Source organism: Psychromonas sp. L1A2, from assembly GCF_009828855.1.
GTDB lineage: Bacteria > Pseudomonadota > Gammaproteobacteria > Enterobacterales > Psychromonadaceae > Psychromonas.
The window spans coordinates 1,876,401-1,896,365 of the sequence record NZ_WUAG01000001.1; the positions used below are offsets into that span (position 1 = coordinate 1,876,401).

Consider the following 19,965-nt stretch of genomic DNA (forward strand, 5'->3'; position numbering starts at 1 on the left):
TGACGATATTAAAATATGAGGTATTAATTTTGAGTCTAACGGCAATCACTTTTTTTGAGCGTTTTGAAGCTGATATTTTATCTGGTAAAAAAACCTTAACTATTAGAGATGATGCCGAGAAGGATTATCTACCAGGAAGTATTGTGCAAGTTTCAACTTATGAACATAATCGATGGTTTTGTGCATTAAAAATAGAATCAGTTGAAGCTATTTTATTTTCTGATTTATCAGATAGTCATGCAAAACAAGAGAATATGACGCTATCAGAACTAAAAAATGTCATCAAAGAAATCTATCCAGGTATTCGCCATTTATATGTTATTTCATATGAATTAATAAAAGAACAAATAGTATAAAACCACTTCGAGTAAGCAGTTAAAGAATTTGTATTATTCTTGATTTCATTTTTTGTATTGAATCATTCTAATAGTTCAATAGGGTAGATAGGACAAGGAAAGAAATTTCATAAAATCCTATCCTTGTCTATCGGTTCAATTTAGTAGAAATTAACTATTTCCTAGCCAAATATCTGCATTAATTTGCGGTTGTTTTTTATTCTTTTTCTTACCCGTACCTTCAGGTTTAGCCATCGGTTTATCACCTGAAGCAAATACATCTTTAACAAACTCAACCGTTTCAAAGCCTGCAATTTGTTCTCTTTCAAGGCGTAATTTGTTCTTTTTTTCAATTACGTTGAAGTGATGATAATCTTCATGGTCAATAATAGATAACGCTAAGCCGATTTCACCAGCACGGCCACTTCGCCCTATACGATGCATATAATCCGATGGACTTCTTGGTAAATCAAAGTTGATTACAACAGGTAGTTTATCGATGTCTAAACCACGGGCAGCAATATCGGTAGCAATTAATACTTGAATTTCACCAGCTTTAAAAGCATCAAGCACACGAGTACGAGCGCCTTGCCCTTTGTCACCGTGAAAAACTTCAGCAGTAATACCACGTTTAGCGAGTTTATCTGCTAAATGATTACAGCTGTTTTTAGCATTTACAAATATTAAAGCTTGTTGCCAGTTATGTAATTTAATCAAATGTGCTAATAGAGCCGTTTTCTGGCCTTTGTTTACTGTAAATACTCGTTGTACTAAGGTACTTGAGTCAGCACTTTGTAATTGAATTTCAATTGGATCATTAAGTAATGCTTCGGTTAATAACTTTACTTGTTCAGGAAAGGTTGCTGAAAATAATAAAGTTTGTTTTTGTACTGGTAATAAAGCAAGTATCGAAGTTAATTCGTCAGTAAAGCCTAGACTTAACATACGATCGGCTTCATCTAAGACTAAGGTTTTTACTTTATCGAGTTTGATTGCATTACTTGAAATCAAATCTAATAATCGTCCAGGTGTCGCCACTAATATATCTGTGCCGCCGCGTAGCGCCAGCATTTGAGTATTAGCTGAAACACCGCCGAATACAGCAACCGTTTTAATTGCACCATTAAAATGCACTGCATAAGATTTAATACTATCGGCAACTTGTTTAGCAAGTTCTCGAGTGGGTACTAAAATTAACCCTGATACATAATTTCCTTCACCATTATTACTATTAGTTTTTTTAGTCGTATCTGAATGTGAAGACAGTTGTTGCAAAAGAGGTAGTGCAAACGCTGCCGTTTTACCAGAACCCGTATTGGCGCCTGCTATTAAATCACGTCCCGCTAATATATTTGGAATAGCTTGGGTTTGAATAGGGGTGGCTTGCAGATATTCAAGTTCAGTTAATCGTGCTAGCAAAGGTGAAATAAGGCCAAGGTCAGTGAAGTTGGCTGTAGTTGTATCGGTTGTAAAATTCGTGGTATCAGAGGTCATTAATATAAAAGGCTCAAAGCTAAAAATAATAGCTTTCTATTTTAACTTATTTATACAAGCTTGAGTTAATTAAATCGAAACGGTTCAGGCTAACATAATAACCAAAACACAGAACATTGAATTTTAAGCTAATATTTTTATTAAAAAGTAAAAAATAAAGTATTTAACAACATTAATACGTTAAATGAAATATCAATAAATAGAATTATTTAACCTATTTAGGCGTTATTGGAAAAGAAGACGTTAAATACCGTGTTTATTATGTGAAAAAGGCATTAGGGCAGAGTAAGAGAAGGAAGTCAAAAAGGCGGTCATAAAAGTGTATAAGTATTTTGGTCATGTATTTTTATGCTGAAACGTTGTTTCGACCATTTTGTTTTGCAATATATAAATTTGCATCTGCAGCATCAAATAATACTTCTGCTGATTGGTCATTTTCTAAATAATTAGCAACACCAAAACTGCAAGTGACATCACGAGCGAAAAAAAACGCATCATTAATATTTGCTTCGTCAGATAACATTTTCGATTTTGAAAGATCATAGGCAGTCACTTGATTAAGGCCATAATTTCCTATTTGTAAACGCTCATCAATAACCGATCGTAACCTTTCTGCCACTAATATTGCATTTTCTAAATTGGTGTTGGGAAGTAAAATTATGAACTCTTCACCTCCATAACGATAACCAAAATCAGACGGTCGTAATGTTTCACTTAAAAGTGAGCCAAAAAGAGCTAGAGTATCATCACCTACAGAATGCCCAAATTCATCATTAATTGTTTTAAATTTATCTAAATCACACATTATCATGGAGAAATCAGTAAGTAGACCAAGGTATATTTCATTTTCTAAGCTTAATAATTTTCGATCTAAAAACTCTTTTTTCTTTAAACCAGTGAGATGATCTAATGATAAGTCATTAATGGCATTTAAATTTTTAGCGGCTAAATCGATTCGTCCATCGGCAAGATGCTGATTGTGAGAGTCTATAAATGCATAATTCATGGTGTCACGGTAAAAAAGGTCACATTGCAGTTCACTTGTGCAACGTAAATCATCATCAGGGCAGGGGATTTTTACAAACTCTAACAAAGAAAAAAAGGCTTCCGAAAAGCGAAAACCTGTATCTAACTCAATCACTTCGCCTTGCTGATTTAAAACGTTCATGGAGTACCTTTTACGCGAAATGAATTAATTAAATGTCTATGATACTTTAAGATATAAAATCGGTAAATAAATTCAGCGATTTTGTTTTCTAAATCAATAAGTAATAGATACTTTTAAAGTAGTTGAATTTGCATATATCAAAGCTAAATATAGTCAAATATTAGTACTGTTATTAAGAAGTTTTACTCATTATTTTAAACTCATAAAATAAACGATATATGAACAGTATAAGCTAATAAAAATAATTGTTTTTGTGATAATTAATCTGTTTATAAAAAATTTAATAAGTATATTGTTTATCTTATTAAATGATTTCCTATGTAATATTAAAAACTCCCTGCTGATTACTTAATCATTATATATAAACAACCTTAACTACCACTATTTTGGATTATTGAATAAATGATAAATACCATAGATTATCAAAACATATTTTTTGAAATAACATCTGATTTTAAAGAAACTGATGATGTTGGCACTATAGCAACTTATATACCTGAATTAGGAAAAGTAAATCCGAAAAAGTTAGGTATTCATTTAACGACTATTGATAACCAGCATTATGCATTTGGTGACTCAGAGGAATCTTTTTCAATTCAAAGTGTCGCTAAAGTATTGTCATTGACACTCGCTTTGAAAATTATGGGTGGAGAGTTATGGAAGCGAGTAGGTGTCGAACCATCAGGATCTGCTTTTAACTCCTTAGTGCAATTAGAGTATGAAAAAGGTATTCCAAGAAATCCGTTTATTAATGCTGGTGCTATTGTTATTTGCGATATCTTAGTCAGTTGTTTAGACAAACCTAAGCAAGATCTACTAACATTTATTCGTGAAACATCTGGTATCGATAACATCAACTACTCATCTCAAGTCGCGGAATCAGAGAAAAAATGTGGTTATAGAAATTATGCGTTGGTTAATTTAATGAAGGATTTTGGTAATATTCATAATGACGTCGACATTGTTTTAGATTTATATTTTTATCTTTGTTCAATTGAAATGACCTGTAAACAATTAACTCAGTCTTTTATGTTTCTTGCGTCGGGTGGTGTTAATCCAATGACTAATGAGAGAGTGATTAGTCCAACGCGAGCAAAGCGTATTAATTCAGTCATGTTAATGTGTGGTTTCTATGATGAAGCAGGGGATTTTGCATTTAAAGTCGGCTTACCAGGGAAAAGTGGGGTTGGTGGTGGTATTGTTGCGATTCATCCAGGTAAATTTTGTATTGCGGTTTGGAGCCCTAAATTAAATGCTAATGGGAACTCTTATAAAGGAATGAAAGTGCTTGAAGCACTGACGTCTAAAACGCAGTGTTCTATTTTTTGAAGTGTTTAAATCATCTAGGGTAATTAATGTAGTAGATTTATAATATTGATTAAAGTAGTTTCAAATAAGCTACGCTCATAGACGTTCTATTGTTAATTGCCCAATATCTTATTGTTAGGTTAATCACTTTTACTTAGCAGTAAGAAATGTAAATACAGGAATACTGTCCCTACAATTTATACCAAAAGAATTAATAAGGTGATCATTCTTGCTGGTTAAAATACTCCCTAACTGCGTTATGAGTTTTGAAGTGAGAACAACTATCTCCTAAAACTCACGCCTTATTACTGTTAATTTTTCCTGCGCAATCTCTGATCCCTTATTTAATTCCATTGGTATTAAGTCACATATATAGCCCACATAATATAAAATAGCCTGAGATGTGCTTGATACTTAGAACACGCTGTTACACAGACATGTCTATTAAACTGCCAATAGTTTCGTTTTCTGCTATGGGTTTATCAGCTGAAAATGATCGAAATTCAGATAACCGAGCACTCACCACATCTTCACTTACAGATGTCGTTTTTGGGGAAGGCTGTTTAGCTGTTACTTTATCTATACTTTGTGTTTCTTTTTGTATTCTTGCCGCTTGATGATGGGCATCAGAGGTGTTTGGATCATTTCTCAATGCAGTTACTGCTTGAGCATGTATATTTACACTACCATTAATGTCCATTATTACCTCTAAAATTCATCGTAATCTTAAATAATTCATCCAGCAGTATAAATTAGTTCCTCATCATTTCCTATATGCTAAATGTTAATGCCCATCACATTAAATACTCAATTTTGGTCTTTAATAGGCCTTTATTTAGTTGTTATTTTGTCATTATAATTCTTTTTATTTGATTTTGATAATCATTATCAAAGTAAAGTCAAGCGCAAACGATTGATAAAAATACTTTAATCACATAATACTGATGATATTTATCTATATTGTCTGTAGCCCTTCATATTTAAACTCGTTCTCTTTTCTACTTCTTTATAGGTGTTATTTTCATTGCAGGTTTTCGTTGTCAGGTGTCATAAAGCAGGAAGGAATAACCATTACTTTTTGTTTTTATTGATATTTTAATGTGATTTCTGAATAACCGTTTTTGAACAACTACTTTGTCTAAAAGTTGAATAATAGGTTCGTTTTAAATAGAAGAGATTGGTTTGTGGATAATACAAACGATTAGCTCAAATATTTATAACTTCCTTTTTTACTTACTTTACAACCAATTAATAGTAATTCTAAAATTAAGGAAATAAATCAATGCAATTAACTACTCTCAATAAATCAATTGTTCTAGCATTATCTGTATTCAGTGGCAGTGTACTTGCTGCAGATACAGCGCCTTATAACTATAAAAATAGCTCAGGTACAGCCATATTCCAATCTGCTCTTGACCAAGTTAAATTAACATCGCCTGATGGGTCTAAAAAGCTTGCTGATGCTAGTTCGAGCGATCCTGATCTTTCTTTTGATGGTTACGTAACAGATGATTTTAGAGTGCCTAGTGGTGAAAATTATATGCAAATTACCCATGAAGGAGTCAAATCTTCACGAACTGAATTTCGTCATTTAACTGATTTTAATCGTTCAGATACGAATACTATGGAAGGGATTATAAAAGTAAATTCAACAACGGATGGTTTAGACGAAGTAACCGTATTGCAAGTTCATAATTCAGATAGTGAAAATATTGGAGCACCGTTAATGCGTATTGCTCAAATAGTAGAAGAGGGTACTAAATTCTATGAAGCTAAGGTCAGGTTATCCGCTTGTGATAAAGATACATGTGATGCGGAGTATGATACTTATCGATGGTTAGACAGTAGTGGAAATCCTACTGTGAGTACAAATCAATTTCGTTCTTTCTATGTACAAGTAAAAGACAGTGTAATAGAAATGAAAATGGATGGATTAAGTGGCACGTTAATGTGCCAAAAAAGTGGTGAATATGCTGCTGCTAATTGCGACAGTGGAGATAAAGAGCATACTAATAGCGATGGTGATCATGAAATTGATAGTGACTGGCCAGAAGATGGCTTCTTCTTTAAATCAGGGTCCTATATTCAAGATGCAGGCACAGCTGTAATTCGTTACAAGTCATTATCATTTGATGTTGTAGGCTCTTAATTAATAAGCGCACAACGAGCACTATATCAAAAAATATCTTATGCCCATTTGCTAAAAAGTAGATGGGCATTTTATTATTGATGCCTATTATTTTTAAAATAACTTTTATCTCACTGATTTTAAAAATATATTTTTTCACATAGACGCACCACTTAGTGACTAACAAAAGAAATTTGCCTGTCTTATACTATGACTTGAACAACCTTGCTATCAATAAATGTCTTTCGTTCATTCTTTTGTGTTTTTGAATTAAAGTGATAGCTGCAAAATACAGTTAAATTACTTTTATTTGAACGATCGGTCTAATAAGCCTTGAATTAAAAAAATTAGTCCTCAGTTCTATATCCTCAGTTGCACAAATACAAGCCGATTGAAGTACGATAAAGCAATTTGATTTTCTACCAATCAAGGATTTATAAAATGACTAACGCATTACTTTCTCCATTTAAACTGAATGACATAATTACTCTTAATAACCGTATATTGATGGCGCCTTTAACTCGTTGTATGAGCGATGAAGATTTAGTACCGACACAGGCCTCTGTAGACTACTATGCACGCCGTGCCGATACAGGATTAATTATTACTGAAGCAACCATTATCAGACCAGATGGCCAAGGTTACCCGAACACACCGGGATTATTTACACAAAAACAAATACAAGGTTGGAAAAAAGTCACTGAAGCCGTTCATGCAAAAAAAGGTAAAATATTTGCACAACTTTGGCATGTAGGGCGTGTTGCACATCCTCATTTTTTTGATGGCGATGTATTAGCACCATCGGCTATTGGTGTTGAAGGTTCAGTACCGCGTATGCGTGAATTAACTTACATTACGCCTAAACCAGCAACATTGGATGATATTAAATCATTAATCACTGATTTTGCAAAAGCGGCAGAAAACGCAATCGAAGCAGGGTTTGACGGTGTAGAAATTCACGGTGCAAATGGCTACTTAATTGATCAGTTCTTACATTATGCAGCGAATGAGCGTACTGACCAATACGGGCAAACACCTGAAAATATGGCTCGTTTTGCATTAGAGATTGTTGATGCAGTTATTGCAGCGGTAGGTAATGATCGCACATCAATTAGATTATCACCGGGCGCGTACTTCAATATGACTGAAGATGCTCGTGATAAAGCCGTATTTGATTACCTATTGCCGCAATTAACAGAGAGAAAGCTTGCCTACGTTCATGGCGGGATTTTTGATGACAGCTTAAAATTCGATTCGCTAGAAGGTAAAACAACGTCTGAATATCTACGTGCTAATTACACGGGGACACTAGTGGGTGTTGGTAGTTATAGCTATGACAGTGCAAAAGCAGCAATTGAAGCAGATAAATTTGACTTAATTGCGATTGGACGTCCTCTTATTGCTAACCCAGACTACATTAGTAAAGTAACAAGCGGTGATACACTGGTTGAATACAGTGATGAGATGCTGACTGAGCTAGTATAAAGAATCAGCGTGTTCACTTATATTGGTGTCTGATACATACTAGTTAAATTTGAAGGGTTATAAGCTTTTATGAGTCTATAAAAGCTTATATAGACAATGACTTAGCTTATTAAAACGAGATGATTAAATTTAAATAAGCCACATCAGTACCAATAATTAAAAAAGCGAATCTAATTGGTTCGCTTTTTTGTTGTTTACCGTTTTATTGTTTCAAGTTTTTATTCTGATCTTTCGTCATATAAATTCTTATCTACATTTTTAAGACTCAAACGGTAAAGTTGAGAGCATACAATTTAAACTTAGACCAATCACTTAATGCAATGATAACTTCGTTTGTGGGTGGAGCAATATAAACTAATCCAGCAATCGCTATTATGGTTATCAAGGTTAATATTTTATTATTAAAGTCCGCTAATTTTAATGCCGTTCCAAAAGATCGTTTAATTCTAATATTACTCAAGTCGACACTATACATTTCATCTAATAATAGATGCACCAAGCCCCCAAATAAAATAAATCCACCAGAAAGCCAAGCAAAAGTGGCAGATGTTAATGTTTCTTGTTCATTAAGTTGCCATGTTATCTGTGTGGTTAATAATGCCGAAAACAAGAGAAAGAACAATGAATGACAACTACCGCGATGCACTGTTATCTTTTCAAAGATAGGTCTCACTATGTATCTCATAAAACAATAAACCATCAACGGCAGCAGAATAATTTCAATGAAGCTAATTTGGATCAGTAAGTTAGTGGTAAGAAAACTGAGCACGATGAGAACAGCACTTAACGCGAACAAATTAAAAATCATATCTAATGATGTAGAGTTATCTGAATCAATATCAGGTAGTAAGCCGCCCATGGTGCCTAAAAACCATAACCAAAGTGCACTGTTAAGGTCAATATGTTCTGCGGACAGTAAAGATGCTGAGCCAAGTCCGGTGGTAATGATGGCTGTATTGAGGTGAACGTTAAAGTTTGCCATTGTTTCTCTTTTAGAAAGTAATAAGGGGGCATTCTAACAATTGCAAAGAGGGCACTTCAATGTTTACTGTTAGTTAGGCTATTAATAAAATTTTTTCTTATTTTATTTTGCCGACTAGACAAATCCATTAATAAAAACGACTAATAAAAAATCATCCTAGAAGCACAATAATTGAATTTCCGAAGTTTATTTAAAAACTTACTTGAACGATCGTTACTTTCGTGTTTGAATAAGTGTTCAATTAACAAGGAGTGTCATATGATCAAATTTTATTTTCACCATACACCTAACCCAATGAAAATTGCTCTTTTCCTAGAAGAGACAGGGCTTCCTTTTGAACTCATTCCATTAGACACTCTAAAAGGTGAGCAACATACTCCTGAATATCGTGCAATCAATCCAAATGCTAAAGCACCAGCAATTGTTGATGGCGAAACACGTGTATTTGATTCGAATGCGATTCTTATGTACCTTTCAGAAAAAACAGGGGAGTTAGCAGGTAAACCTGAAGATCGTGCTGAAATGCTATCTTGGTTAATGTTTATCGCATCAGGTCTGGGTCCATATTCAGGTCAATCAGTTCATTTTAGACATGCAGCTCCCGCTAACCTAGATTATGCGGTAAATCGTTATTTACGTGAAGCACAGCGTCATTATGAAGTATTAGATACGCATCTTGAAGGACGTGAATTTATTGTTGGTGATTCATACACTATTGCTGATGTTTCAGCTTGGGGTTGGATAGATAAAGCACCGGTTGTATTAGGTGAAGAAGGTTTGACACCTTATCCAAATCTTCAACGTTGGTTTGATAGTATTAATAGCCGACCAGCAGTTGAACGTGCTCGCAATATAGGTCAAGATATAACTTTCAAGAAAGAGTTTGATGAAGAAGCAAAACGCGCATTCTTCCCATCTAACTACCCTAAAGTTTAACTTTTTATTTGCGTAAGGAATTAAAATGACTGAGCAATATGTACCACCTAAAGTATGGGTTCATGATACTAATGGCGGAAACAAATGGGCGAGTATTAATCGACCTGTTTCTGGTTCAACACATGATAAAGAACTCCCTGTTGGTGAACACGATTTACAACTTTATTCACTTGGCACGCCGAATGGCCAAAAAGTAACGATCCTTTTAGAAGAGTTATTAGCAGCAGGTGTTAAAGAAGCTGAATATGATGCTTACTTAATTAATATAGGTGAAGGCAATCAATTTTCATCTGGGTTCGTTGGTGTTAATCCAAACTCAAAAATTCCTGCTTTAGTCGATAAATCGGGTGATGAAGATGTTAATGTATTTGAATCTGCATCGATTCTTGTTCATTTAGCTGAAAAATTTGGTCACTTTTTACCTGAAAAAGGGGCGGCTCGTACAACAACATTCAATTGGTTGTTTTGGGCGCAAGGTTCTGCTCCATTTCTAGGCGGTGGCTTTGGTCATTTCTACGCATATGCAGATGAAAAATTCGAATATCCAATCAATCGATTTGCGATGGAAGCTAAACGTCAATTAGATGTTTTAGACAAGCAATTAGCTAACAATACATTTGTTGCTGGTGAAGAGCTCACTATTGCTGATATTGCTATATGGCCATGGTACGGAAATTTAGTACTTGGTAAGTTATACGATGCAGCAGAATTTCTACAAGTTGATACTTATACAAACGTAGTTCGTTGGGCTAAATTGTTAGAACAACGTGAAGGTGTTCAACGTGGGCGCATTGTAAACCGCTCTTTTGGTGAAGAGTGGGAACAAGCACCAGAGCGACACTGTGCTGCTGATATCGATGTGGTATTAGCGAAGAAACCAAAATAAGTTAAAGTTATTTAACCTATTTTATAGGTTACAATTTAAGAGTAATAACTAAAAGCCAAGTAAGTGTTAATCCTACTTGGCTTTTTTATATATTACTAATACCAAAAGAATTAATAAGGTGATCATTCTTGTTGGTTAAAATCCCCCCTAACTGCGTTGTGAGTTTTGAAGTGAGAACAACTATCTCCTACAATTCACGCCTTATTAGTGTTGCCTGTTTACGATAATCGTTAATTTATTATTATCTTTAAACTTTAAGGATCAAGTTATTTGGAATATTTTTTATAAAATATATAAAACAATCTGCCATTGAATGTTGAGTAATAACACCTTCATCTTCCATCATTGTTATTGCATCATAACCTTCTTTGCCTTTCATGGTATAAGCCGAAGAGCTACCGCAATATACTGTTTCATCATCAATACTTTGCCAACCATTATTTTTCGTATAAATACTAAGTTCAACAATACGTTTACCAATAGGGTGGTCATCCTGATAATGAAACTTCAGGTTATGTGTATAAGGGTAGCTCCCTGAGCCACTTCCAATCACTCCATTATTTGTTGCGTTATTAATCGCGCCTTCTAAAGCCTGAGCAATATGTTTTCCTTTAAGGCGATAAACCCCAATGGGAACAACGAAGGGCAGTAACTTACCCGCAATATCTGCCACAGTAATATTACCAGTGTTTAGTGACGTCCTCACACCTCCTGCATTATGTATTGCAAAGTCTATTTGATGGCCACTGTTATTCATCATATGTACAAATGATTCAGCAACTAAAGGTGCAATTTCACTGCCTCCTTTAACATCTGGTATACGAATGTGCCGCATATTTTCTGTGATAGTTGCAATGACTGTTTTTTGAAGTTGCCGTACTTTTGGAATATATTTATCCAATAGTAAACTTTGTAATTGAGGATCTTTTTTACAAACAATTACATTGTCATGTTCGGCTAGATAAAGTCTAGCTTTCTGAAAGTCTTGATCATCGTGAGTCGTTAATAAGGTTTTATCAACACATAGTCGTCTGCCAATAAGAAGTTCATTTTTACCATTGAAAGTACTGACTGACCCATCTGCATTAAAGTCAATGTCGCAATGGCCTAATGCTTGTGAATGACAACCAGCTTGAACAATATAGGTATCATTGATTCTTAGGCCATATTCAGACTCTTTTTTAATCCCTAAGTCTGTAAAGTCTCCTTGAAGAACATGTGTATGACCACCGACGATTAAGCTAATACCGTCTACTTTATTGGCTAAATCACAATCACCTTCAAACCCTAGATGGCTAATTAATATTATTTTGTTAATACCTGTTTTTTGAATTGATTTAACGGTATTTATGGCGGTATTAAAAGCGTCCACAAAAGGAGTGTCTATATCTACGTTTGCAATATCTGCCATTTTATCGATTGAAAGTCCAAAGATGGCAACAGGTTCATTATCAACAATACGTGTCATCCAACGTGCAGTTTGTTCGTTTGACTGATAAGAAAATAAGTTTGAACGACCACTTAACTGATGTGATTTTGTGTTCAGTTCATTAGATAAATCCCAGTTACCCGCTAATAAAGGAAATTTTATTCGATCTAGAAAAGTGGCAACAGGTTCATTACCCATATCTAATTCATGATTACCAATGGTCATCAAATCAATGCCTAATGCATTGAGCATATCCGAATTAGCTTTACCCTTGAACAACGAAAAAAACAGCGTACCTTGAAAACAATCACCTGCATGTGCAAATATAAACTCACGATTATTTTGTATAGCAAAAGCCTTAAGTTGCTTAACTCTTGTTGCAATGCGTGAAAATCCACCATTACTAACATAGGGAGAGAAATTAATTCCATCAATATTAAGCTGTAATTGCAGGGGTTGGGGTTCAAAGTAAGAGTGTGTATCATTTATATGTGCCAATGTTATTTTCACTGGCTTATTATTTTTTATCATAAACCTTCAATTTTATTCTTTCTTGAATTCAAGTGATAAGTGCAATCGTTTCTTTATTAATCATTTCAAAACAATTAACTTGGTTGTAGTGCTTTAAAAGTGGCTATATGCCTAATAAATATATTCATTAAGTTAACATATAGTGACGGCCGATACAGGTCATTATTTATTAAAAGGATATTCCATCAATACGATGCAATACTGTATTGATACTAAATAACCTTAATGCTGGTTAATGAAAGTGGAAATACATTTATAATAATAAGGTTATATTTTTCTCTATATGTCATTAGTTTTACGTAATGTGAGGCGAATTATTGGGGTGGTAACTGGTTATTGAAAGGTGATTTATCGTAGAAATCCGTGGAAATAGCGGTGTTGTATCGCTTTGCTTATCAAGAACTAAGGTTAAATAATATGAAAATAGTAATGAAATTTATCTATGTGATTTTAATAGACTAGTTTGAAGGGTTAACATTCTATACTCGTTACCTTTCAATGTGCTTGTTCAGTCATTAGCTTGGACTCGACATGAAGCGAAACATGAAGACAATCACGAGTCCTCATCGAAGATTGCAACGCAGAGTTAGTTTTCAAGCTAACTGAATGGTAATGGGTATGAGTAGGCTTATAGAAATATTACCTGGTAAAATGTAACCTAACTTTTAGTCAATTTAAAAATAAAAAAAGGGCGGTTGTTAATATTAACAACCGCCCTAAAACAATATTTTTGCAGGACTCAATCAGCATCAATATTAATAATTATTTTTTCCAAGCAAATGATTCAAACATTGGATCAACAGGTGTTTGAGCTACATGGTTTACATAGTTACTGATCACTTTTTGAGACAAACCTAGAATAACTTCAAGTACTTGTTGTTGGCCGTAACCAGCTGCAAAGAATGCTTCCATTTCTTTTGCTGGAACATTACCACGCTCACGGACCATGCTTAATGTGAAGTCTTTTAATGCTTGTAGTTTAACTGTAGGTAAAGCCGTGTCGTTACGTAATGCTTCTGTGATAGCAGGGTCTACTTTCATTGAGTGTGCAATACCAGTATGTGCAGGAACACAATAGTGACATTCATGCTCCACATTGATTGTTTGCCATACAACGGTTAATTCTTCAGCATTAAAAGATGTGTTAGTAAAAAGCTCATGAAGTTGAGTATAGGCTTTTAAAATACTTGGAGATTCAGCCATTGTTCCAAAAAGGTTTGGTACAACACCCATTTGTTTTACTGCGCCTTCAAGAATCTGTTTACTACCTTCAGGAGCTGTTTCTACTGTATGGATTTTAAATTCGCTCATTATTACTCTCTCTAATTTAGCCATGAAATGAGAAGCTCTTTCTCATTAAGTGAATTTACTATAACTAATTATGAACGATTGTTCAAGTTATTTTGGAACATTCGTTCAATTAACGTTGTTAATAGTTTTTAATATATAAGGTTGTATTTTTACACAAAATAAAATTAGGAAATGGGAAAAAATATTAAACAGCTAAATGCTTAGAATCGATGAAAAAATTCGTTTAATTATTATTTTAAAGGTATTTAAATAGATACTTACAAACTTAGATATTAACAACTAAATAACTAGAGGGATCAGAAAGCTCGATTCATAGAAGAAACGAGCAATAAGCTAAATTAGGTAAGATTATTTTTTGAAAATAAAACAATAGATTAATGGAAAGGTGAGCCTATGAAAATTTCATCAATAAATTTATTGATCGTCTCTTCATTATTGTTAACTCGGGCATAAGTACGTAAGCCAATGATTTGTACTTGTATATAACTGGCGAGTTCAGGTGCATCTTTTTCAGAATCTATCTCACCTTGTCCCATCGCTTCAGTTATGATTTCTGAAAATTTATTTTCTACGTTAGCCAGTAGTCTTTTTGCTTCATCTAATAATTCTTTATTATCAGCTTCTGTTAGTTCAGATATTGACTTAACGATCATGCACATACAACTTGGCTTACCATCCAAATTATCAATAACAAGTTTTCTGATAAATAACTTAAGACCTGTCAGAGGACTCGCAGATTGCGCTAAGCATGTTTGTAATAATTCACCCGTTTGGTCTGCATAATAATTGATAGATTCTTTAAATAAATTATCTTTACTACCAAAAGTAGCGTAAATACTGCCAGGTCGAAGATCGATTGCAGTCTGTAAATTACGCATAGAAGTACCATGATAGCCCTTACTCCAATATAAATTAGTGGCTTTATCTATGACTTCTTCACGATTGAATTTTGCAACTTTACTCATCTGTTTATCTTAATAGTTTTAATGGAACACTCGTTCATTATACAGAAAGAACTTATAGATACTATGGTCTCTTCTATTTTGCATAGCATTTTTTGATTCTTATACAGGCAATATTGTTGACGACATCTTAATGATAGGTTGAATAAACAAGCTTAGATAATTTCTGGGCAAAGTTTATTTTTATACCAAATATTATAATAAAAACTTTCATTGATGCTAACTAACATTAAGGAATGGTTTAGGATAGTAGACGTTGATGGAAGGTAAACACTGTTATTGTTTGTCTTCCTCTTTAATAATACGTCTATTGTCCCTTTTAGTAGTGAATGCACTTGGCATGACTTCAACGCCTACTAATCTTCCTAGCTTAATGATCACTGGTATTGTAATAGGTGCAAAAGGTAATACAGCGAATACACCTAACCCTATGCCTTTTAATACATCGACAAATTGTTCGTTAGCTATTTTCATTTCCTCTTTAGTCGCTTGACCTTGTGTATATTTTTTATATATCACTAACATCGCCTTTGTTTCTTGTTTCTCTTGCGCTAAGGCTAATTTTAGCTTGAGCATCGTTCTCTTTGCTCTTAACTTGGTTGATAGTCTTTTAATACGATAAACACGTATTGGTGCTCTATGAAATTTTCGTAAGGTTTTCATTATTTACTCATTATTTTTTCAACGACAAAAGTAAATTTGAAGCTAACTTTACTGATAAAAAACATAAGACACCTGCAGCAATACCAACTAATCCCGTTAATACTGTTGATGTAATGTACTCGAATGAAGCGCCTAATTTGAAGAAGGGTTGCTCTATATAATGTATGAAATCTGTTACTAAAGGAATATTGTGAACTATGATTCCTCCTCCCACTAAGAACATCGCAACAGTGCCAACAATGACCAGAAATTTCATCAATAGTGGTGCTGTCTTGATAAGAAACTCACCAACTATGCTTTTAAATTTATTATTATTTTTTTGCGCTGAAGAGATTAAATATAACCCTAAATCGTCTAGCTTTACAATAACCGCAACTAGACCATATACAAAGATGGTTAAGCCAATCGCAATAGTAGATAACACCAATATTTGAGTTAAAAAGCTAGCTTGCGAAATAGTGCCCAAAGCGATAACTACAATTTCAGCAGATAATATAAAATCAGTTCGAATGGCTCCTTTTATTTTACTTTGCTCTAAGGTAACTAAATCAATATCCTGATTTGCATTAGCTTCTTTACGCGCTTGTTTAACTTGTTGATTATCATGCTTCGAAAACAACGAATGAATTATTTTTTCAGCTCCTTCAAAGCATAAATATAATCCTCCAATGACAAGCAAAAAAGTAATAGCCGTTGGCAAAAAAGCACTTAATACTAATGCAATAGGGACAATAATCGCTTTATTTAAAAAAGATCCTTTAGCAACAGCCCAAACTACAGGTATTTCTCGTTCTGCTCGCACGCCAGAGACTTGCTGTGCGTTCAATGCTAAATCATCACCCAATACACCTGCTGTTTTTTTAGCTGCAATTTTACTCATTAGTGCAACATCATCTAGTACAGCGACAATATCATCTAGTAATGCTAATAAGCTTAAACCTGCCATATTTGTTAATCCTAATTAAGAGGGAGCCTAAAATAGTTGGTTGAATGATGTCGACGTAAAAAATAGGAGGCATACAATAGATGCAGTCTACCGTTAATACCTCCAAACAAATAGGCTTATTAATGAATTAGTTAATCCATAAGTCTTACTTCATAAAGGCATAATAAACTATTAATATACAATGACTTATATTTCCCCTATAAAATTGATATAAAATAGTTTTTTGAGTTGCTACCCACTTTAAGTATTTAAAATGCAGTTTAAATATAAAATAAATGACAAGTAATATATCCTGAACTTATTTAATTTTTTCTATTAATAAATATTTTATAAGGACTTAACGATGAGTAAACTTGCTAATCCGGATAACTTTGAATCAATGCAATCTAAATTAGGCTCAGCTTCTTTCGTCGGCCATGTAACGACTACTGAAGTAAATATATGGGTTCGAGTTTATAGAGAGGGTGATTGGCGACTTTTTATATCTGATATTCCCCTCGATATAGATCCTTATAGTATTCAACCTTCTGATCCTATATTTAGTAGCAACTCATCAGTACAGTACCAAGACAAATTCATTTCTTCTGACACCGGACAAACACATACGTTCAAGTTTGATAATTTACTAGCAGGTAAAAAATATTATTATTATTTAATGGCTGTTGGTGAACTCTACTTTTCAATAGAGCGAAAAATAGAGTTAGGTATACGTACTTCTTATGTATTTAAAACTGATCTTGTTGATTTATCCCAATTTTCATTTGGCTTTTATAGCTGCCATGATCCCTTTGGACATCGATCTTTTTCGGAAGGTTTATGGCCACATTTTGATGAACAATTAAGAGAACGAAATGCAAGCTTTGTGATCGGAGGCGGAGACCAAATTTATTGCGATACGCATGGCCGCTATAAACAATCTAGTCACCAACAAAATAAGCCTCAAATAGAAGATTTATGGGATTGGTTAGCTAAGCATAAAAAAACATTGGCATCTGCATTTAATATAGATACAGCGAGTAATGAATCGATCGATGAAGATGGCATAAAACAATATCTTAAACAGCTTTATCGCACCTATTACAGAATTTATTGGAATACACCTGCTATGTTAGAAACTTTTAGGAAATTTCCTCAATATATGATTTGGGACGATCATGAAATTATGGATGGTTGGGGGTCATTAACTAAATCAGAAAGAGCAAATAAGTTAGACCATATTTTCCAATGGGATAATCATCAACTAAATGAAAAAATTTGCCAACTAGCTTTCAAAGCGGCAAGTGAGGTGTATTTAGAGTATCAACACAACCATAATCCTAGTACACCTACTGACCAATGGGATTATAGTTTCATAAAAGGTGAAACAGGCTTTTATGTGCTGGATATGCGAGGCCATCATGATGTTGAAAATAATGATGGTGAACGTTTATTAGGTAAACAACAAATGGCTAGATTAATCGCTTGGTTAAAAAAACCAGAAACGATTGCTCTGAAAGCTGTTTTTGTCGTATCGCCAGTTCCTGTTGTACATTGGAACGATAAAATAATGAATAGTATCGATTTATTATTGGCTGTAGGCGGTACAAAAGATGATGCACAAGATGAATGGGGGAACGATACCAACATTACTGAAAGGAATCTTTTACTAGGTTATTTAGGGACTTTTTCAGATAAACATAAAATACCGGTTACTTTTTTAAGTGGAGATGTGCATTGCGCAAGCGCTTTCAAAATACACCTTAAAGACAAACCTAATGCAAAATTAATGAATATTACATCAAGTGGTATTTCTAGAAAACCAGCGCCAAGTTATCTGGATAAATTAATTGAAGGGGATGGTCCATTATATAAACATGATACTGCATTAGTAGAAACGGTATTTAGTTTAGCAGGTAAAAACAATTTCTTAATAATAAACGTTAATACAGAGATTAATCCTTGTCGGATAAGCGTAACGATGAATTTTGGTGAACCAGTTGATGACTTCATTAAACAAAAAGTTTTTTTTATAAATGAACAATAAGACTTTTTTATGATGTCATAAAACAAATCAAGATAGATACATATAGTAAGTTGAATTGTAAGAAATGTTATAATTATAGTTGTCAATTACACGATAAATGTTTTTTTAGTCTTTAATAAAACAATGTCACAGTTTGTCTTATTTGAGTTAAATTTCATTTTATTTAAACGGTAGATAAAAAATTTAATTTTACGCGTAAATAAATGTAGATACTTAATACTTTTATTAAATATACATTGAATATGTTGATTTTTTTAAATTTTTAAATTGTAAAAGTTCCTTTAATCTATGATATTAGCCCTAACAATAAATTGTTATTGTTAGGGCTTTACATTTTCTTAAATTAGATACTTCTACTACTCAATATAGACAAATACCATGATCAACAAATAGGTTAAATAAGGTAAGGGCTGCTAAATAGTTATATGTTAAATTATGTTTACGTTCACTTTTTTTCATAAAATATCAGATGCAATAATGAGCAATAGATTAACAAAACGTAATATTAATTGGAGAAAGGTAGGTGAAGCACCAGATTACCGATTTTCTTTAGCCAATGAACGAACTTATTTGGCATGGATTAGAACCGCTCTTGCTTTATTAGCTGGAGCCGTTGCCTTAGACCAATTTACACCTGATTTAGGCAATTTATTGATAAGGCATTTTCTATCTGCTTTTTTATGTCTTTGTTCTGGTGTGTTGTCTATATTCGCTTATCGTCGGTGGGCATCCAATGAAGCCTCAATGAGGAATAAAGAAGAACTTAACTATACAAGTTTTATTCAAATAATGAGTGTTCTCATCTGTTTATTTAGCTTAATCGTTATTGTTGTTATTTTCTTATGAAACCCATAAATAAAGATCCAGGTTTGCAGTCAGAACGTACGTTAATGTCTTGGTTTAGAACTTCTTTGTTAATATTGGCAATGAGCTTACTGTTTTTTAAAATAGGTAGAGAAACTGAAGAAACTGTTTTAATCACTATTGGAGCTGGGTTAATATTTGTTGTTATTGGCATCTCTTTTTGTAATAAAAATAGATTTAAACAATCTTTTCAGAATCAAATAACCGTTGGACACCTGGAAGTAATCGTAAAAAAACTATTGTCTATAGCTGTTTTTGTATCTGCTAATATTTATGGAATGTATATTATAAGTAAAATTATATCTAATAATAGCCTGTAAAAAGTCAAAAAATAAATATTCAACTGCTGAGATTTTATAAATAATAAAAGGTCGCTATTAAAGGTTCAGTATAAGATACTTTTTAAGTGAGACGTCCTAAATATAAACACTATATTATTCAAGTTATAAACCAAGCAATATAAATTTCATCCACCGTTTTTGTACATATCACAAGACCTTAATTGTATTGTATA

At 33.4% G+C, this 19,965-nt stretch carries 18 protein-coding genes; 9 read left to right on the plus strand and 9 right to left on the minus strand.

Features of this window, described 5'->3' with window-relative positions:
- The first annotated feature begins 29 nt into the window (after positions 1-29).
- Positions 30-356, plus strand: a complete 327-nt coding sequence (yqfB, locus tag GQR59_RS08060; protein ID WP_201288036.1) for a N(4)-acetylcytidine aminohydrolase — start codon at positions 30-32, stop codon at positions 354-356.
- A gap of 150 nt (positions 357-506) precedes the next feature.
- Here the strand turns inward: yqfB and GQR59_RS08065 are convergent, their stop codons facing one another.
- Positions 507-1,829 (minus strand): DEAD/DEAH box helicase, encoded by a 1,323-nt coding sequence (locus GQR59_RS08065; RefSeq protein WP_160061464.1) that lies wholly within the window; start codon positions 1,827-1,829, stop codon positions 507-509.
- A gap of 346 nt (positions 1,830-2,175) precedes the next feature.
- Complete coding sequence (locus GQR59_RS08070) at positions 2,176-2,997, minus strand: GGDEF domain-containing protein (RefSeq protein ID WP_160061465.1); 822 nt, start codon at positions 2,995-2,997, stop codon at positions 2,176-2,178.
- A gap of 402 nt (positions 2,998-3,399) precedes the next feature.
- Between GQR59_RS08070 and GQR59_RS08075 the strand changes: the two genes are divergently transcribed.
- On the plus strand, positions 3,400-4,326 hold the full coding sequence (locus tag GQR59_RS08075) for a glutaminase (protein WP_160061467.1): 927 nt from the start codon (positions 3,400-3,402) through the stop codon (positions 4,324-4,326).
- A 406-nt stretch (positions 4,327-4,732) separates the two neighbouring features.
- On the opposite strand, the gene GQR59_RS08080 is transcribed toward GQR59_RS08075, so the two are convergent.
- Entirely contained in the window at positions 4,733-5,005 is a 273-nt protein-coding gene (locus GQR59_RS08080; protein WP_160061469.1) for a hypothetical protein, read from the minus strand.
- A gap of 582 nt (positions 5,006-5,587) precedes the next feature.
- Here GQR59_RS08080 and GQR59_RS08085 point away from each other — a divergent pair.
- A complete protein-coding gene (locus tag GQR59_RS08085) occupies positions 5,588-6,454 on the plus strand; it encodes a polysaccharide lyase family 7 protein (protein ID WP_160061471.1) in 867 nt (288 codons plus the stop codon).
- A 420-nt stretch (positions 6,455-6,874) separates the two neighbouring features.
- Entirely contained in the window at positions 6,875-7,918 is a 1,044-nt protein-coding gene (locus tag GQR59_RS08090; protein ID WP_160061473.1) for an alkene reductase, read from the plus strand.
- Between the two features lie 265 nt (positions 7,919-8,183).
- On the opposite strand, the gene GQR59_RS08095 is transcribed toward GQR59_RS08090, so the two are convergent.
- Complete coding sequence (locus tag GQR59_RS08095; protein ID WP_160061475.1) at positions 8,184-8,900, minus strand: metal-dependent hydrolase; 717 nt, start codon at positions 8,898-8,900, stop codon at positions 8,184-8,186.
- Between the two features lie 258 nt (positions 8,901-9,158).
- Here GQR59_RS08095 and GQR59_RS08100 point away from each other — a divergent pair, with 258 nt between their 5' ends.
- Positions 9,159-9,836 carry a glutathione S-transferase family protein gene (locus GQR59_RS08100; protein WP_160061477.1) on the plus strand — a complete coding sequence of 226 codons (678 nt, stop codon included), beginning with the start codon at positions 9,159-9,161 and terminating at the stop codon, positions 9,834-9,836.
- Between the two features lie 25 nt (positions 9,837-9,861).
- On the plus strand, positions 9,862-10,722 hold the full coding sequence (gene yghU / locus GQR59_RS08105; protein WP_160061479.1) for a glutathione-dependent disulfide-bond oxidoreductase: 861 nt from the start codon (positions 9,862-9,864) through the stop codon (positions 10,720-10,722).
- Positions 10,723-10,969: 247 nt separating this feature from the next.
- On the opposite strand, the gene GQR59_RS08110 is transcribed toward yghU, so the two are convergent.
- From GQR59_RS08110 to GQR59_RS08130, 5 genes are all read right to left on the minus strand, one after another.
- Positions 10,970-12,682: a bifunctional metallophosphatase/5'-nucleotidase gene (locus GQR59_RS08110; protein WP_160061481.1), complete on the minus strand. Its 1,713-nt coding sequence runs from the start codon at positions 12,680-12,682 to the stop codon at positions 10,970-10,972.
- Positions 12,683-13,444: 762 nt separating this feature from the next.
- Entirely contained in the window at positions 13,445-13,993 is a 549-nt protein-coding gene (locus tag GQR59_RS08115; RefSeq protein ID WP_160061483.1) for a carboxymuconolactone decarboxylase family protein, read from the minus strand.
- 374 nt (positions 13,994-14,367) lie between these two features.
- Positions 14,368-14,958, minus strand: a complete 591-nt coding sequence (locus GQR59_RS08120; protein ID WP_160061485.1) for a TetR/AcrR family transcriptional regulator — start codon at positions 14,956-14,958, stop codon at positions 14,368-14,370.
- A gap of 273 nt (positions 14,959-15,231) precedes the next feature.
- Entirely contained in the window at positions 15,232-15,531 is a 300-nt protein-coding gene (locus GQR59_RS08125; protein WP_442966180.1) for a hypothetical protein, read from the minus strand.
- 97 nt (positions 15,532-15,628) lie between these two features.
- Positions 15,629-16,564 (minus strand): DUF808 domain-containing protein, encoded by a 936-nt coding sequence (locus tag GQR59_RS08130; RefSeq protein WP_160061489.1) that lies wholly within the window; start codon positions 16,562-16,564, stop codon positions 15,629-15,631.
- Between the two features lie 343 nt (positions 16,565-16,907).
- Between GQR59_RS08130 and GQR59_RS08135 the strand changes: the two genes are divergently transcribed.
- The 3 genes from GQR59_RS08135 (at position 16,908) to GQR59_RS08145 (ending at position 19,771) form a co-directional block, all read left to right on the plus strand.
- Positions 16,908-18,587, plus strand: a complete 1,680-nt coding sequence (locus tag GQR59_RS08135) for an alkaline phosphatase D family protein (RefSeq protein WP_160061491.1) — start codon at positions 16,908-16,910, stop codon at positions 18,585-18,587.
- Positions 18,588-19,064: 477 nt separating this feature from the next.
- Complete coding sequence (locus tag GQR59_RS08140) at positions 19,065-19,433, plus strand: YidH family protein (protein ID WP_442966181.1); 369 nt, start codon at positions 19,065-19,067, stop codon at positions 19,431-19,433.
- Positions 19,434-19,456: 23 nt separating this feature from the next.
- A complete protein-coding gene (locus GQR59_RS08145) occupies positions 19,457-19,771 on the plus strand; it encodes a DUF202 domain-containing protein (RefSeq protein ID WP_160061493.1) in 315 nt (104 codons plus the stop codon).
- The last annotated feature ends 194 nt before the right edge of the window (positions 19,772-19,965 follow it).

Coding starts and splice junctions, on each gene's coding strand:
- GQR59_RS08065 (WP_160061464.1), bottom strand. CDS start 1,829: ATGACCTCTGATACCACGAATTTTACAACCGATACAACTACAGCCAAC.
- GQR59_RS08070 (WP_160061465.1), bottom strand. CDS start 2,997: ATGAACGTTTTAAATCAGCAAGGCGAAGTGATTGAGTTAGATACAGGT.
- GQR59_RS08075 (WP_160061467.1), top strand. CDS start 3,400: ATGATAAATACCATAGATTATCAAAACATATTTTTTGAAATAACATCT.
- GQR59_RS08080 (WP_160061469.1), bottom strand. CDS start 5,005: ATGGACATTAATGGTAGTGTAAATATACATGCTCAAGCAGTAACTGCA.
- GQR59_RS08085 (WP_160061471.1), top strand. CDS start 5,588: ATGCAATTAACTACTCTCAATAAATCAATTGTTCTAGCATTATCTGTA.
- GQR59_RS08090 (WP_160061473.1), top strand. CDS start 6,875: ATGACTAACGCATTACTTTCTCCATTTAAACTGAATGACATAATTACT.
- GQR59_RS08095 (WP_160061475.1), bottom strand. CDS start 8,900: ATGGCAAACTTTAACGTTCACCTCAATACAGCCATCATTACCACCGGA.
- GQR59_RS08100 (WP_160061477.1), top strand. CDS start 9,159: ATGATCAAATTTTATTTTCACCATACACCTAACCCAATGAAAATTGCT.
- yghU (WP_160061479.1), top strand. CDS start 9,862: ATGACTGAGCAATATGTACCACCTAAAGTATGGGTTCATGATACTAAT.
- GQR59_RS08110 (WP_160061481.1), bottom strand. CDS start 12,682: ATGATAAAAAATAATAAGCCAGTGAAAATAACATTGGCACATATAAAT.
- GQR59_RS08115 (WP_160061483.1), bottom strand. CDS start 13,993: ATGAGCGAATTTAAAATCCATACAGTAGAAACAGCTCCTGAAGGTAGT.
- GQR59_RS08120 (WP_160061485.1), bottom strand. CDS start 14,958: ATGAGTAAAGTTGCAAAATTCAATCGTGAAGAAGTCATAGATAAAGCC.
- GQR59_RS08125 (WP_442966180.1), bottom strand. CDS start 15,531: ATGCTCAAGCTAAAATTAGCCTTAGCGCAAGAGAAACAAGAAACAAAG.
- GQR59_RS08130 (WP_160061489.1), bottom strand. CDS start 16,564: ATGGCAGGTTTAAGCTTATTAGCATTACTAGATGATATTGTCGCTGTA.
- GQR59_RS08135 (WP_160061491.1), top strand. CDS start 16,908: ATGAGTAAACTTGCTAATCCGGATAACTTTGAATCAATGCAATCTAAA.
- GQR59_RS08140 (WP_442966181.1), top strand. CDS start 19,065: ATGAGCAATAGATTAACAAAACGTAATATTAATTGGAGAAAGGTAGGT.